This is a genomic window from Myroides sp. C4067 (assembly GCF_038039665.1).
Classification (GTDB): Bacteria; Bacteroidota; Bacteroidia; order Flavobacteriales; family Flavobacteriaceae; genus Flavobacterium; species Flavobacterium odoratimimum.
Genome location: NZ_JBBPHJ010000008.1, coordinates 111,243 through 127,121 on the forward strand (window position 1 = coordinate 111,243; position 15,879 = coordinate 127,121).

The following is a 15,879-nucleotide window of genomic DNA, read 5'->3' on the forward strand; positions in this document are numbered from 1 at the left end:
TTAATTTCGTTTAGCAATTAATAAAGCAGTATTAGACCCCCCAAAACCAGACGCTGTCTTCAAGGCAATATTTAAAGGTAATGTACTCTTCGTCGTAATCATATTCAAGACTCTAGATACACCTGATACTTCATAACCTCTAGAGACAACCAATTGATTGTGCAGCATACTTTCTATCACCATCACAAGTTCTAACAGTCCTGCAGCTCCTAGTGTATGTCCAAAATACCCTTTCAGACTATGAATAGGTGTAGTAGCCAAAGCACATCTATCAAAAGCGATAGACTCCATCTCATCGTTATAGTTAGTCGCTGTACCATGAGCAGATACTAAATCAACTTGCTCAGCTGTAATACCCGCTTCTCGCAATGCTCCTTGTATACTTAGATACAGTCCTTCTCCTGTACGTGAAGGGCCTGATATATGGTTTGCATCTGCTATAGAAGCTTCTCCTATCACTTCGAATGCTACTGTGTGCTCCTTGTGCTCTGATGATAAATGTATCGCTGCTGTAGCTTCACCTAGTGTAACTCCTTTTCGAGTAACATCAAAAGGTCTACATGGCTCATCACTCATCGCCTGAAAACTATTGAAGCCAGATACTACAAATGGCGTTAATTCATCCCCTGCTAGAATATAAGCATCGTCGCATTCTCCCATCTGTATCATTCTCTTACCGACTGACACTGCCAAGATACCCGATACACAAGCATTACAAACGACAATAGGTAGTGTACTAAATCCAAACAAATCTGCTATGCGCTGTATCATCACATTGATATCTGCACCTGTAGCACCTGTATGAGCTAGGTCGCTAATATTACCTTTAGTCGTAGCTAGAATCAGCTGTGACTTAGCAGAAGGTTTTTTTTTGTCTATAATAGGCTTAAGTGCAAGGATAAGCATCTTCTCTAAGCGTGTATATACACCTGATATATTCAGCTTACTCCACTGTACTTCTATACTAGTATCCTCTATCTGACCTGCATAGATATCCTCTATAAAGCCAAGTTGTTTGACTTTCTTTATTCCTGATCGACCTTCTTGTATTCCTTGCCATGTTAATTGCTTATCAGCGCCTACACTACTCAGACAAGAAGTAGATGTGATATATACTTTCTTCATATTACAACAAACCTACTGTTCTTTTCCACTCCTCATAAAAAGCAGGCAACTGCAAAGACAAGTTCCCTTCTTTATCTAAAAATACCTGTACGGTTTCGCCTGTACAGACTATTTCATCCTTCTGATTAAATATCTTAAATCTGAATATAATCTTAGCCGCCTGTGTATTGATATAACTCGTTTCTATACGCAATACATCCCCATACTTTACTGTTAGCTTATGTGAACAAGATGAAGATACAATAGGTGTCACATACCCATTATCAATAGCGTCTAAGTACGATATCTTATACTTGCGACCGAATGCTTCTCGACCATCCTCAAAATAGGTTAGATAGTTTCCATGCCACACAATACCTAAAGCATCCGTCTCATTAAAACGAACCCTTACTTCTGTTATCTCCACTAACGGAGATACCTCGTTATAAAGATCTTTTTTTCTTATCATAAAACAGAGCAATTAAAAGTATTAATAATGAGAACAAAAGTAGCAAAATAATCATATAGCGTGCTTGCCATAAGCCTCCATCCCTTAGTAGGATAGTATAGTACCCTTCTAATGCCCAATTCATAGGTGAGGCACTAGCGATATACTGCATAAAACTTGGCATCACAAATGTAGGTACCCATACACCACTCACTGCTGCAAGTATAACTACAAATGTAGCTCCAAAAGGAGAGGACTGCTCTTGTGTCTTAGCTATTATCCCTAACAATACACCTAGGGACACTGCAGCTAATCCTGAAAACAGTGTAACAATAGTAAGTCCAAATAGAGTATTACTAAACTCAAATGAAGCTAAACCTATCATCGGAAAGAAATACTTACCTACTAAAATGATAAGGTAAAACTGCAATAAACATATGGTTAAATAAGTAAATACCTTTCCTCCTAAAGTAACGATAGGTGAGGTAGGCATGGTATATAATCTAATATTTGTTCCTTGATTCTTTTCTTTGACAATATTCATCGCTAAGGGTACGATGATAAAGAAAATAGCAAATAGACTCCATGCAGGTACATTGTGTTGTACTGCATTTGGGATTTTATTAAACTCCTCATCTTTAGGCGCTATTTCTTTGAAGCTAATTAAGCTCTCCTGAGCGAATAATTCTTGTGGTTCTGAACTCTCGCTCAACTGAGTTGCAAAAGCACTGTATATCGTCTTATTCTCTATCGTAGCAACTATCTTATCAATTGCTCCTTTAATCCCTTCCTTAAAAGAAGTCTGTAGAGCAGGGTCAAAGTATAATTTAACTTCCTTCGGTGTGAATGTCTCTTGCGTACTAAGCGAATCTCCATCCATAAAGTGTGCGACTACGCGATTAACATTACTATCTATGCGTTCTGTTAAACTACTACTTAGATGCTCAGGAATTACGATAGCCAACTGATATTGCCCTTTAAGTACAGCTTCTCTTGCTCCTTGTTCTGTCAAAGGCCTATTGTTCATCTCACTAATAAACTCAAATGTACCAGACTGTTTTACTTCAGTGATTAGCTTATTAGATATCTCGCCTTTATCATTATCAACCAATAGAATTTCCATCTTTTGGTTAGTGATGTTCTCATAGGTGTTATTCTGAATTAAGGTAACTGTAATTACCAAAAATACAGGCATCACAAAGAGTATTGCCAATCCACCAAAGTCGCGAATCAACAACAAGAATTCCTTGCGTATGGTCATCCACAGTTTATACATCATCTCTTAAATTCGTTCCTGTTAGAGATAAAAAAGCTTGCTCTAAAGTCTCTGTATTGGTTTGTTCTTTTAATTCTTCACTGGTACCTAGTGCATAGATAGTTCCCTTGTCAATAATAGCAATCTCTGTACACAATTCTTCTACCTCAGCCAGATGATGTGAAGTATATAATATTGTCGTTCCTCCTTGGTGCAGTTGCTTTAAGAAGTCAACAATAACGAGTCTTGATTGTAAGTCTACACCTACTGTTGGTTCATCCAAAAACAAGATACTCGGTTTATGCAATATTCCTGCTATTAGATTAACACGTCGCTTCATTCCACCAGAGAATGTATCAACTCTTTTGTGTTTAAAAGCTTCTAGTCCTAAATAATCAAGGTAGTAATTAATTCTTTCTTTGAGTGCCTTCCCTTTAAGTCCGTACATACTCCCCAAGAAACACAAGTTCTCGTAAGCAGTGAGGGTAGGGTATAAGGCATACTCCTGAGGGACTACACCTATCTGTTGTTTGATAATACTAGCATGTGTACGATATGACAATTCATTAACTAGTAACTTACCTGATGTAGGTTTAATCAAACCACATAACATAGATATCAATGTGGTCTTCCCAGCACCATTAGGCCCTAAGAAACCAAAGAATGTTCCTTTATCAATACAAAGTGTCAAGTCCTTTACAGAAAAGAACTCACTCCCTTCATATTTCTTATAGAGGCATTCGATATCTATTATCTTCTGTTGCATTATATTGCTTTTTTCAATTTTTTAAAGAATTGTTCTTCTCTATCTGCTAAACTTAATAGTTCTTTAGATAGCGCGATATATACATCATCTCCATTCTTTCTCTTCTTGTATACCCGAGCAGCATTAACTGCAAAGTCACGCCAACTATCACCGATAGCAGTCATCTCTTGAGACAATTCTATTAATCTAGTATTGCTGATTTTGTTCCCTGCTTCTTGTAAAAAGGCAGCATAGATAAATCTAAAACCTCCTCCTCCAGTACCAATTTCTTCTTGCATACGCACCATTTGCGCTAAGTAATGATTTGCTTTAGCTCCACCGACCTTCTTAGGCCACTTCACAATAGCTCTTGCTACCATACGCATTCCCTTTACACCAACAATAGGTACAGGAGCAAGCATATCTGTACAAGTCTTTCTGATCGCTTTTTTGATTGCTTTTTCCCAATCTATGGATTGAGGTAGTTCTATAGGATAATAGATTTGTCCTTTAGGAGCAAAAGCCCCTTGTGCAAAACGTACACGCTCTAACTCTTGTGGAGTTAACACTGTCGTACTTTCCATCACAGGGTCACTTACTAAGAACCTTTCATCCTCTTTGCCATAAACAACTAAGTTATGTGCATTAAAATGGAATCTATATTCATCAGGAAAATAAGGTAAGTGATATACACCTACTTGTAATCCACATGGAATCCCTTCTGTTATCTTTTGTTCTAAGACTTGTTGTGCCTTAGCTTTATTAGAAAACTTAATACGCTTTACCTTTAGCCCTAATCGCTTTGCCAAACGATTAAAGATTAGCCCTGGTAAAGGGCGATAACTAATTGCAGGTGCATGATTTACTTTGATAAAAGGTAAATACACATAAAACAGACCAGAACCTAAACCAAAAGCCATTGGTTCGCTAATCTTTATCCCTTGATTAGTTAACAAATTTGAAGCAACACCGTTTTCACAGTGTGCTGATTGATGATGTATAAAATCTACAGTCATAACTTATTCCTTTCCCTTAAATGCTTTTAATTCAGCTACTGTGATACCAAAAGCATCTGCATATCTCTGTAATATCGTATTGCTTAATTTATTAAACACAGTTGGTTTAAAATGTCTTTTGACTCTCCACTTCCACATTGATACATAAGCACATAATGTTTGCATATCCATTCTATTCACTTCCATGTAGTACACAATAGGACTGTAAACACCTTCTATCACTTGCTGTCTCGCTTCATTCACTCTTTCTTCTATTTGAGACAGGGTAGCTTCTTGTACTATTGTTTTAGTTTCCCAACCTGAGCTTAATGCTGTCACATATTCTCCATCATCATTCACAGCATAGCACAGCTCCTTAATATCATTTTCTTTTAGACTACTCTTGTCTTGTGGTACATCAGACTCTTTCATAAGCTATTGTTTTTGTAGAAATAGATTGAGTTCAGCACTCATAATCTCATCCTCTCCTAATAAAGTACTAACCTGCATCACACAGATGACAGTATCTCCTCCATCTATTTTAGAAACCAAAGATCCCTTAGTAATAATCATTTCTCCGACCTTAGGTAGTTTATCTATCTTCACTTTTTTTATCGAACTAATAAAGCCTAGTACACTAACGTTCTCTCTTTCATTATCATTCTCATCAAAGAAAAATGACTGACCAACTATAGCAGCGCAAGTCTGAGCTGCATTCTCTATTAGTGCTACCTCTTGGAGTTCTCCTTTAGTGACGAATAAGTTATCTTCCTTTATTAAAAAAGTAGTACTTACCGTTTTACTCCCTATTTCACTAATGATATCTACCATAAGCATCGGTTCGCGATGAGGTAGATAATTTTGAATACTTACAGATCGAGTAGAACGTCCCATCTATTCTTCTTTAGCTAATACAGTCTTCATCGAACCTGAAGCAATTACTACTCCTTCACAATACGTAACTAATTCTACTAAGGTCACTCCCATAAATTCTTGTAGAATATCAACCTTTGTATATATTGTATCACCTACTTTAGGTAAGTTATGTATATCTATCTTCTTGATAGACCCAATATAGCCAACTGGTGCAGGCTCATTACGCAAATGAAACTGATACCCTGTATGCAGTGCTACAGACTGAGCCATATGTTCAATTATTCCTACCTCTCTCAGCACATCGCTATTTACACACAGATTATGTTCATCTATTGTTAGTCCAGCAGTTATACTAGTCTCAGTATATTCATACAAAGCATCTACCATAACTATTGGTTCACGTTGAGGTATCAACTGTTTGACTAAGTTGCGATCTATTATATCTACTAATTTATCCATCTATACCACTTTTAGATAAGCATATGCATAAGAGAATCTTCCACTCTCTGGAACGGACAACATAATGCGATCACCTGATTTTAATTTACCTGAATTCATCAGTTCTTCTAACATTAGATAAATCGAAGCTGACCCAACGTTACCAACACGCTTAAGGTTCATAAACCATTTGTCTTTTGTTATTTCTATACCTGCTTCAACAAATTTAGTATATAAATTATCTACAAAATAATGTGATGACACATGTGGCAAAAAATAGTCTATTTCGCCTGTTTTGACATCATATTTTTCCATTGCACGTTTCATACTATCCACACCTCTTTCCAAGATATTGTCATTTAGTATCTTCACATCTTGTTTTAAAGAGAATACAGATTCAGTCAACCATTCACTAGAAGAATAATCACTCCAAGGTTTGATAGAACCATCTTCTTGTTTATCTCCTCCAGCATACATACACGCTTCTAATTCATAAGCGTATGAGTAAGCATCCATCCACAATACTTCTAGAGAAGTAGTATCTCTAGGCTTATCCTCTAATAATAAAGCTGCCGCTCCATCAGATAACATCCAGCGCAAAAAGTCTTTTTTAAATGCGATAATAGGAGTCTGTTCCAGTTCCTTTAGATTGTCTATCTCAGCTTCAAAGCGGTCTGCTTTCATCCATGAAGACACACGTTCAGATCCTGTACAAACAGCATTCTTAGAATTACCAGACTTCACTGACATATAACCAAATTTCAATGCACTCATCCCAGAACAACACACCCCAGAAGCAGAGTTTAGTTCTACTGATTTTGTTTTCATTAGACCATGTACCATAGCTGCATGAGAAGGCAACAAATGATCAGGTGTAGAAGTACCACATGACAATACCTCAATATCCCTTAAGGTAAATTGATTATCACATAATCCTTTTATTGATTCAAATGTCAAATCACTATTGTTATGTGTTACATAGCCATTACTATCAATAGCATAATAACGTTGTTCAATTCCATTGTTACGCAATACAATACGTCTCGCTTTTGATTCTTTATTGTCTATCTTACCTAATTTGGCTTCCATCTGATCATTATCAACAGCTTCATTAGGCAAAAACTTTGCACTTTTTGTTATATATACTTTATTCATAATAGTAACTAATCTATTCCTTGAAAATACTTTTCGTCCTTTTTTATCTTCCAATATTTCAATGGATATAACAAGAGGTGAATCATATGCACGATAGGTGAAATCAACCATATCGCGATAAATAAATAATAATTAAATATCTTTAATAATGTCTTTCTATTTTTACTCTTATAGATTAACGCTGACCATACCTTAAATATTCTATTGGCTTTCTTATCCATAGATACTAAAAAATGCCTAACTTCTACAGCCCCTATATTTACTAGCTCTGTCTGCATACCTTGATAATTTTCTTTAAAAAGATAATTTTTTATAACCGTTCCAAAACGGTTGCTATTCATTATCTCTTCATTTGATATACCTGGTTTAGGCAAAAAGCCCCAGACTCTGCGTTGCTTACCACTAAACATCCAATCGACAATCGTAATAACACTTACCAAATTAATATGTCTATCTACAAGTGCTATATTACCAACCAACTGTCCATTGACATCCTTCAATAGTTTTTTCATCTTTTCTTGTGCCATAACCCACATATTACGGCTACCACTCACTGTCACTACAGGAGTATTAGCAAAAATATGCTGTGCATATTCACTCTTTAAAAATGAATTAATCGGAATAGATGGGGAGAGATACCACACTTGATACCCTAATATGATTAAATCATACTTAGTGTTTAATATTTCATCAACAGGAGCAATTACAGGTTGTGCTATCTGTCTAAAAGATTCTGGAAAAACATTAAAGAAATCTTCTTTGTTCCAAGGAAATAAAAAGTCTTGTTCTAACTGTATTTTACAATATGTAATTTCTACATTATCATCTAACTGAATAGGCTCAGTAAGTCTGTCTAAGACACGCTTAAGCTGTCCTGACTGAGAATAATATAAAACAAGTACTTTTTTTTTCATTATTTCTTACTATCTGTATCCCAAAAATCATAGTAATTAAACCACTGTAATGGATACTTCTTTACAATCTGAGTAACACTGTCACAATATGATTTTAATAGATGCTGCGCATCTCTATGTTTTACCTCTGCACGTCTAGTGTACAAATGGTAGTGTAAATTAGCTTCCTTCATCACATATACATACGCAACAGGTACCTTCATGCGAGAAGCTATACTAAATGGACCAGCTGGAAATACAGCTTGTTCACCTAAGAATTCCTCTGTCAAGACCTTTGTCCCTGGAAAATATCTATCTCCAGTAAAACAAATAATCTCGTTATTAGACAAACAATTATTAATCTCAAAAATGTGAGACATATCATCTTTGACAATAATAAAATTAAGGTTTGTCTTAATAGATATACTCTCAAAATACTCTTTGATAAATGAGTGCTCTCTATCCGTTGTTACCAAATTTATTTGACATTCAAAATCTATATCTGCAAAGAAATATTCTGCAACCTCAAAATTCCCCACATGAGCACTAATCAGAATTGCCCCTTTTTTTTCTTCTAATAATTGCTTTAATATTTCTATGCCATCAAATTCGTAAGTAAAACGGTTGCGTAAACCTAAAGAGATAGCTGTTTTATCAATAAGTACCTGTCCAAATCTAAAATAACTCATATACATCATCATTACAGATTTCACTATTGAATATCTATGCCTATGATGTAAATAATAGTATAATGACTTATTTGACTTCCATGCTGTTATTAAATAATAAAAAGCTACAAATACTAGAACACTATAAGCTGTTCTAATACCGAGCTTCTTTATACAAAAAACAAATATTCTATATCCTAAAAGTGTCCCTTTAGATTTACCTTGCCATTGTGTCATTTTAATTACTTAGCTGCAACTTTTGTTTCTATAAGTGTATAAAAATCTTGAAATGTTACAATATTTGCAAAATCAGCTTCTACTAACTTTACCCCAAAATTTGACTCTATTAACACAACTAAGTCTACGTAATCTAAACTATCTAAATCAAGACTTTCTTTCAAGTTATTATCATTTGCAATAACATCCTCATCTACTTCAAATTCTTCTATTAAAATTTGATTAATCTTTTCTAAAATCTCTTCGTGATTCATTTCTTACTTTATATTTTTTTAACTACTAATGCTGAATTTGTTCCACCAAATCCAAAAGAATTAGACAAATATATATCAAATTTTTTATCTAAAGTTTGGTTAATTATATTTAATCTACTCGAGTCTTCATCTGGATTTTTAAAATTCAGGTTAGGAGCAATAAAATCGTTATTCATCATTAACGTAGAATACACAATTTCTGAAGCACCTGCCATCCAACATTCATGTCCTGTAAGAGACTTTGTAGAACTCACAGCAGGAGAATATCCTTTAAATACTTCATGGATTGCTTTAGCCTCATTAGCATCTCCTAGTGGAGTAGAAGTAGCATGTGCATTCACATATCCTATTTCATCTATAGCAACTCCTGATTGTACTATAGCTCTATGCATAGCTGTAGCTGGTCCTTCTACGTTAGGTGTAGAAATATGACCTCCATTAGAAGAAAAGCTATATCCCATAACCTCTCCTAGAATAGTAGCTCCTCGCTTCATAGCTGATTCATAACTTTCTAAAATTACTGTCGCACCACCACCACTAGGTACCAAACCATTACGACTACTATCAAATGGTCTAGAAGCCTTATCTGGTGCTACTCCTTCTTCTGCAAACACTCCTAATCCATCAAAACTAGCCATAGCATAAGGGTTAATCTCCTGTGCACCTCCACATATAACGATGTCTTGTAGCCCTCCTTTGATCATTAAGTATCCTAAACCAATAGCATGTGATCCACTAGCACATGCTGCACTAATGGTCATGTTAATACCTTTTAGTTTAAAGATAGTTGATAGATTCATTGTCACTGTAGAATTCATAGATTTGAATATAGCGCCAGAACCTATTAAGGCAGTATCTTTCTTCTCTCTAAAAATATCTGTTGCTTCTATAACAGCCCTAGATACACTGTCATTTCCATAAAGAATACCTACCTCATTCTGCTCTAAATACGCATCTGTAATACCTGCATTCTTCAGTGCTTCCACTGTAGCTACATAAGCATACTCTGTCTCTTCTCCAATAGAAATACGCTGTCTCCTACTCAATTCATTCTTAAGATCTGGACGAGGCACCATACCTGTATAGGCAGATCTAAATCCCTTATCATGACGCTCCTGATCATAAATAATACCTGACTTACCTGTATACAATGATTGCTTTACTTCATCTAAGTTTAATCCTAGACAAGAGTAAATTCCCATACCTGTAATTACTACTCTATTATCCATATACTAAGAATATATACCTCCATTAATATTAATCACTTCTCCTGTGATATAACCTGCCTTATCAGAAGCTAAAAAACCTACTAAATCAGCTACTTCCTCTGCTTTTCCGAAGCGATTAGCAGGAATCATCTTCACTAATTCCTTTTGATCTAATTCTGCAGTCATATCAGACTCTATAAACCCAGGTGCCACAGCATTCACAGTTATATTTCTCTTTGCTACCTCTTGTGCTAATGCTTTAGTAGCTCCTATCACACCAGCCTTAGCAGCAGAGTAGTTTGTCTGTCCTGCTGTACCTTTTACACCTGATACAGATACAATATTAATTACACGGCCATATCTATTGCGCAACATCTTTTGCATAAAGAATTGCGTTACATTATAGAATCCATTTAAACTTGTTTGCAGTACTTTATTCCAATCTTCTAAAGGCATCCACATAAATAGACCATCACTAGTAATCCCCGCATTATTAACAATAACTTCTATTACAGCTGCAGGATTAGCCTCTACCCATTGTGTTAATACACTAACTACATTCTCATGATTACTAACATCAAACTTAATAATCTCTCCTGTTGATCCTAATTTATTTACTTCAGCTAAGGTCTCTAATGCCTTTTCTTCATTAGACTGATAATTAATTAATATATGATACTTTTTATCTGCTGCTAGACGCAAACATATTGCTCTACCTATTCCTCTTGATCCACCTGTAACTATAGCAGTTTTCATCCTTTTAATAACTTTTATTTACTAAATAATTCTAAGTTGTCATACCATTTATTGCCTAACAACTCTCCTTGGGTATTGATATAGCCCCATTTACCCTTATATTTTACACGAGCTAGTCCATTAATAAATCCACTACCTCTCTTTCGATAAACATAGTTTCTAGCATTTATCTCATATTTAAAAGGGATTAACTCTTTACCCTCTTTATCTATAAAGCCCCACTTTTTATTGTAGCGAGCAGCAGCTAATCCTTCTGTTCCAAAAGCTAATACATAATCATACTTAAATGGTATTACTACCTCATTTTTAGTATTAACATAGCCCCATTCACCATTTACTCTAGCAGAAATTAATCCTTCAGATAATTCCCCCATGTTTTCATACATAAATGGGATAACCTCATGTCCGAGACTATTTATCATACCTACTAACTTTTCTTTTTTAGCAATGATATAATCCATATTCTCTATCGAAATAATCTTAGTTACTTCAGGTAATTCTATCTTCTGTTCATTGTTCCACAAATAAAATATCTCATTTTCTTTTACCCAAGTTATCCCATTGTGATATTCACCAACAGCATCATACATACACGATACTATAATATTACCTTTTGCATCGATTATACCCCATTTACCTTGAGATAATGCTTTAAAATATTCATCATTTAAGTACATTATTTTCTCATAAGTAGGCGGTACTATGACTACTCCTTCCTGATTAATTAACCCTACTTTTTCTCCCGGTTTATAAAACGCTACTCCACCTTTAAAGTTATAAGTCTTTCCTAACGTTTTAAATGGTTGATTCTTCTTATCGATATAAAACCAATCTTTGTCATTCAAGACCATCGCTATTCCATAATTAAAGTCTTTTACCTTATCATAAGAAGGCGATATAACCCATTCCCCTTTTTCATTAATAAACCCCCATTTATTTTTTTCAAAAACAGCAGCAAATCCTTCATTAAAGCTTCTAGCTTCTTTAAACCTTGGTGGGATAACATGTACTCCCTTTTCATTAAGAAAACCTATCTTCCCCTTCTCCTTAAACAAGGCTAATCCTTGACTAAAACTACATATAGTAAGTAGTGATATACAGCATGTCAAAATAAACCTATTCATAGACAGATATTATTGTTTTAAATAATCTTTCACTTTTTGTAGATATGGATACATTACTACATCCTCAGCAAATGTTGGGATTATGTTACGTACTTCTTTATACCACTCTTGTGTTGGTAAAGATAAGTTATCTTTACAATTCAAGGCATCTATTGCTTGAGCCAAAGTAATCATTTGAATAGATAATACTTCGAAGCTATTTTCTATCACCTTATCACATAATACTGCCGCATTAGTCCCCATACTTACGATATCCTGATTATCATTATTATTAGGAATACTGTGTACATACATAGAAGTAGATAATGTCTGACACTCTGCTGTAGTAGAAGTAGCAGTAAACTGTACTCCCTGCATCCCGAAGTTAAACCCAAGTTTACCCAGGTTTACGAATGGTGGTAACAGCTCATTAATCTTAGCATTCAAAAGATAGTTAAGTTGTCTCTCTGATAACATTGTCAATCTCGTCATCACTAACTTTAGTTTATCCATCTCTAACGAGACATAATCTCCGTGGAAGTTTCCTCCGTGATATACTTGTTTAGTCTCCATATCTACGATAGGATTATCATTAGCAGAGTTTATCTCGTTCTCTAATACTTTTTTTACCTCTTGTATGGTATCATACACAGGACCTAAGATCTGTGGTACACATCGGATAGAGTAGTACTCTTGTACTTTATCCTTGAAGATACTTTCTTGATTCTCTCCAGTATATAAATGTTCGGCTCTTTTGCGCGCCATTTTACTACTCACTAATGTATCTCGCATTGCCTTTGCGATATACTGTTGACCTTTGTGCTTTTTAGCTTGGTTAAGTTCTACAGAATAGTGGTCATCATACGCACTTACAAGCTCATTAATAGCACAAGACATCTTAATAGACCAATCTAATAACCTATTTGCATTTTGCCAATTCAGAATACCTATACCAGTCATAACAGAAGTACCATTCATAAGTGATATCCCTTCTCTAATGCGTATCTCTATTGGTTGTAGTCCTTCTAGTTGAAAGACTTCTTTTGTATCTCTTCTCTCTCCTTTATAGAATACTTCCCCTTCTCCAATTAATACTAATGCTAAATGCGCCAACTGTACCAAATCTCCACTAGCACCTACGCTACCGTGAGCAAAAATCAATGGTGTAATATGACGATCTAATAACTCCTTCATCAAGGTAATAACAGTCAGGTTAACTCCTGAATATCCTAATGACAATGTATTCAAACGAGCTAATATAGCCGCTCTAACTTGTGCTACTGATAATGGTGTTCCGATACCTGAAGCATGACTTCTTATTAAATTATACTGTAGCTGAATACATTCCTCCTCTTGTATTCTATATTGAGCCATAGGGCCAAAACCAGTATTCACTCCATAGATTACTTTATTCTTTGAATAATCAAGTAAAAACGAGAAACTATTCTCTACACGTGTTACTAACTCTTTAGATAAAACTATTTCATTTTTATCATTTAGTATAGTTATAAAATTTTCTAAGGTTAAGAAGTCTTTTAAGATATTCATTATAAGTCTATTAATATTTTTTAATTAAATGCTTTCAAGAATTGAATATTGTCAATAACTTTGATAGTCATAATTTTAAGGCAAATTTAATACTATTAACAAAATAACAATATAAAATGTTAATTGAAAATGTAGATGTTCTAGTTATCGGTGCTGGACCATCTGGTAGTGTAGCTGCAAGTTACCTTCACAAGATGGGTATTAGTGTGAAAGTAGTAGAGAAAACTAAGTTTCCTCGAATAGTTGTAGGAGAGAGCCTTATCCCCAGAGTGATGGATCACTTCGCAGAAGCAGATCTATTCCCTTCTCTAGACAGTATGGGGTTCCAAAAAAAACCTGGTGCTCGTTTTATACGTGGTAAGGAGATTTGTATTTTTGACTTTAGCGATAAGTTTTCAGAAGGATGGGACTGGACTTGGCAAATCCCTCGTGCTGATTTTGACTTGGCTATTGCTAACGAAATGATTAAAAAAGGGGTTGATCTTGAATTCGAATCTGAAGTAACCCATATAGAATTTAAAGGCACAGACTCTATCACTACAGTGATTGACAAAAACAAACAAGAAAAACAAATACATGCCAAATTCTTAATTGATGCTAGTGGTTATGGTCGTGTATTACCACGTTTACTCAAGTTAGATGCGGCTTCGAAACTGAGCCCACATTCTGCAATATTTAGCCATATCAGAGATGTGAGGAGACCGGAAGGAGTAGAGGGTACACAAATCTCTTTTGACATTCTAGAAACAAAAGTGTGGCTATGGGTAATTCCATTCTCAAATGGTAATACTAGTGTAGGTATCGTAGGCCCTACAGACTTCATAGAATCATTATCGAATAACAATTCGACTAAAGAAGCACTAGAAAAAGCAATCACATTATCTGATTTCTATATAAAACGCTTTGGTGATTTACCATTCGAATTCGATCCAATTAAATTAGCCAACTATTCTATCAGTGTACAAAAAATGTTTGATGATGGCTATGTATTGACTGGTAATAGTACAGAATTCTTAGATCCTGTATTCTCTTCAGGAGTGTGTTTTGCAACAGAATCTGGTATGTTAGCAGCCAAACTAGCTATAAGACAAATCAAAGGAGAAAAAGTAGATTGGCAAGCTGAATATAGCGACCACATGAATAAAGGTATAGATGTATTCACAACTTATATTCAAGAATGGTATACGGGTAATCTACAAGAACTATTCTTCCACCAACCCGAAAATTCAGATGTAAAAAGGAAGATATGCTCTGTACTAGCAGGGTACGTATGGGATGATCAAAACCCTTTCGTTAAGAAACACAACAGTGTAATACGCAATATGGCACACCTTATCAAAATGGAAAAGGAAAGCAAAAACGTTTAAAATAATAGATAAAAAATAGCCGCTCTGTACAGAGTGGCTATTTTTTTGTGCCTATATATAGGTACACTAGAATCATTATTATAATCATATTTGATCAAAATGCCCTCTAATGGAGTGAATAGCGCTAATTGGTCAAAATGACTCTAAATGAAGTATATAAATAGTTATAACTAACTAAAACATAATAATATACACATTATCTTTTTTATTTTGTTCGGATAGTGTTCGGTAGTACCCAGTATTTACTTGGGATAGGAGGTGTTTTACCGAATCGTACTAAATCTCTACCCGAACAATCTACTAACTAAATACACTACATTTTCATCTACTAGAATTTAAAAAATCAAGAATATTCTTAATCCTAAATAGGCAAAATAATACCTTATTTTAAGGTCAAAAAAATGCGTTTTTTACTCTCAAAAAACACATCAAAAACTAGATCAAAATACAGTACCGAAATCTCTAAAAAAAGAGCAAAAAATACAGCTATAAAAGCTTGCTTAAAACTCAAAATAGAGAGCATATTTCAATAAAAAAATTATCTATTCGATAAAGAAATAAGAGGTAAAAACAATACAAAAATCTTAAAAAGACACTTCATTCTACCCCCCGTCATGGCTAAAAAAACTCCTGTCCATACCTCAAAAATGAGTACGTAATCTCTCCAATCTTACCCCAAATTCCACTAACCAACTAACCCAAATAATAACCTCGGGACACTTAATTTTGAACTCTAAAATACAATCGAAACTCTGTTTACAACGTCAATTAGGAGTACAAAAGGTGCTAAAACACAGATAGTAACTAAGTTTACTATATTTTATAATCT

Annotated in this window: 17 protein-coding genes; 1 reads left to right on the forward strand and 16 read right to left on the reverse strand. The window is 34.8% G+C overall.

The genetic code is table 11. The features are described from left to right. Genes AABL87_RS08025 through AABL87_RS08100 form a run of 16 tightly spaced genes read right to left on the reverse strand, consistent with a single transcriptional unit; the run spans position 1 to position 13,683 of the window. On the reverse strand, positions 1 to 1,125 hold the full coding sequence (locus AABL87_RS08025) for a beta-ketoacyl synthase N-terminal-like domain-containing protein (RefSeq protein WP_006260478.1): 1,125 nt from the start codon (positions 1,123 to 1,125) through the stop codon (positions 1 to 3). Position 1,126: 1 nt separating this feature from the next. Continuing rightward, a complete protein-coding gene (locus AABL87_RS08030; protein WP_006257923.1) occupies positions 1,127 to 1,573 on the reverse strand; it encodes an acyl-CoA thioesterase in 447 nt (148 codons plus the stop codon). Beyond that, positions 1,548 to 2,813: an ABC transporter permease gene (locus AABL87_RS08035; RefSeq protein WP_082213976.1), complete on the reverse strand. Its 1,266-nt coding sequence runs from the start codon at positions 2,811 to 2,813 to the stop codon at positions 1,548 to 1,550. The genes AABL87_RS08030 and AABL87_RS08035 overlap by 26 nt, the downstream gene beginning before the upstream one ends. Before the next feature lie 7 nt (positions 2,814 to 2,820). Then, positions 2,821 to 3,573 carry an ABC transporter ATP-binding protein gene (locus AABL87_RS08040; RefSeq protein ID WP_006260480.1) on the reverse strand — a complete coding sequence of 251 codons (753 nt, stop codon included), beginning with the start codon at positions 3,571 to 3,573 and terminating at the stop codon, positions 2,821 to 2,823. Then, positions 3,573 to 4,568, reverse strand: coding sequence for a BtrH N-terminal domain-containing protein (locus AABL87_RS08045; protein ID WP_006260481.1), 996 nt, complete (start codon positions 4,566 to 4,568; stop codon positions 3,573 to 3,575). The genes AABL87_RS08040 and AABL87_RS08045 overlap by 1 nt, the downstream gene beginning before the upstream one ends. Positions 4,569 to 4,571: 3 nt before the next feature. Continuing rightward, a complete protein-coding gene (locus AABL87_RS08050) occupies positions 4,572 to 4,979 on the reverse strand; it encodes a hypothetical protein (RefSeq protein WP_006260482.1) in 408 nt (135 codons plus the stop codon). Between the two features lie 3 nt (positions 4,980 to 4,982). Beyond that, positions 4,983 to 5,441: a hypothetical protein gene (locus AABL87_RS08055; protein WP_006257918.1), complete on the reverse strand. Its 459-nt coding sequence runs from the start codon at positions 5,439 to 5,441 to the stop codon at positions 4,983 to 4,985. Then, the gene (locus AABL87_RS08060; protein ID WP_006257917.1) at positions 5,442 to 5,882 is read right to left on the reverse strand and encodes a hypothetical protein; all 441 of its coding nucleotides are present in this window, start codon (positions 5,880 to 5,882) and stop codon (positions 5,442 to 5,444) included. Continuing rightward, positions 5,883 to 7,016: a beta-ketoacyl-ACP synthase III gene (locus tag AABL87_RS08065; RefSeq protein ID WP_006257916.1), complete on the reverse strand. Its 1,134-nt coding sequence runs from the start codon at positions 7,014 to 7,016 to the stop codon at positions 5,883 to 5,885. 8 nt (positions 7,017 to 7,024) lie between these two features. Continuing rightward, the gene (locus AABL87_RS08070) at positions 7,025 to 7,930 is read right to left on the reverse strand and encodes a flavodoxin (protein WP_006257915.1); all 906 of its coding nucleotides are present in this window, start codon (positions 7,928 to 7,930) and stop codon (positions 7,025 to 7,027) included. Beyond that, positions 7,930 to 8,814: an LpxL/LpxP family acyltransferase gene (locus tag AABL87_RS08075; RefSeq protein WP_006257914.1), complete on the reverse strand. Its 885-nt coding sequence runs from the start codon at positions 8,812 to 8,814 to the stop codon at positions 7,930 to 7,932. The genes AABL87_RS08070 and AABL87_RS08075 overlap by 1 nt, the downstream gene beginning before the upstream one ends. 5 nt (positions 8,815 to 8,819) lie before the next feature. Beyond that, the gene (locus AABL87_RS08080; protein ID WP_006257913.1) at positions 8,820 to 9,068 is read right to left on the reverse strand and encodes a phosphopantetheine-binding protein; all 249 of its coding nucleotides are present in this window, start codon (positions 9,066 to 9,068) and stop codon (positions 8,820 to 8,822) included. An 8-nt stretch (positions 9,069 to 9,076) separates the two neighbouring features. Then, complete coding sequence (locus tag AABL87_RS08085; protein ID WP_006260483.1) at positions 9,077 to 10,297, reverse strand: beta-ketoacyl-[acyl-carrier-protein] synthase family protein; 1,221 nt, start codon at positions 10,295 to 10,297, stop codon at positions 9,077 to 9,079. A gap of 3 nt (positions 10,298 to 10,300) precedes the next feature. After that, positions 10,301 to 11,032, reverse strand: a complete 732-nt coding sequence (gene fabG / locus AABL87_RS08090) for a 3-oxoacyl-ACP reductase FabG (protein WP_006257911.1) — start codon at positions 11,030 to 11,032, stop codon at positions 10,301 to 10,303. Between the two features lie 14 nt (positions 11,033 to 11,046). Beyond that, positions 11,047 to 12,156, reverse strand: a complete 1,110-nt coding sequence (locus AABL87_RS08095; RefSeq protein ID WP_253112558.1) for a WG repeat-containing protein — start codon at positions 12,154 to 12,156, stop codon at positions 11,047 to 11,049. A gap of 9 nt (positions 12,157 to 12,165) precedes the next feature. Next, positions 12,166 to 13,683: an HAL/PAL/TAL family ammonia-lyase gene (locus AABL87_RS08100; RefSeq protein WP_341277156.1), complete on the reverse strand. Its 1,518-nt coding sequence runs from the start codon at positions 13,681 to 13,683 to the stop codon at positions 12,166 to 12,168. Positions 13,684 to 13,799: 116 nt separating this feature from the next. Between AABL87_RS08100 and AABL87_RS08105 the strand changes: the two genes are divergently transcribed. After that, on the forward strand, positions 13,800 to 15,050 hold the full coding sequence (locus AABL87_RS08105; RefSeq protein ID WP_341277157.1) for an NAD(P)/FAD-dependent oxidoreductase: 1,251 nt from the start codon (positions 13,800 to 13,802) through the stop codon (positions 15,048 to 15,050). Positions 15,051 to 15,879 lie beyond the last annotated feature (829 nt).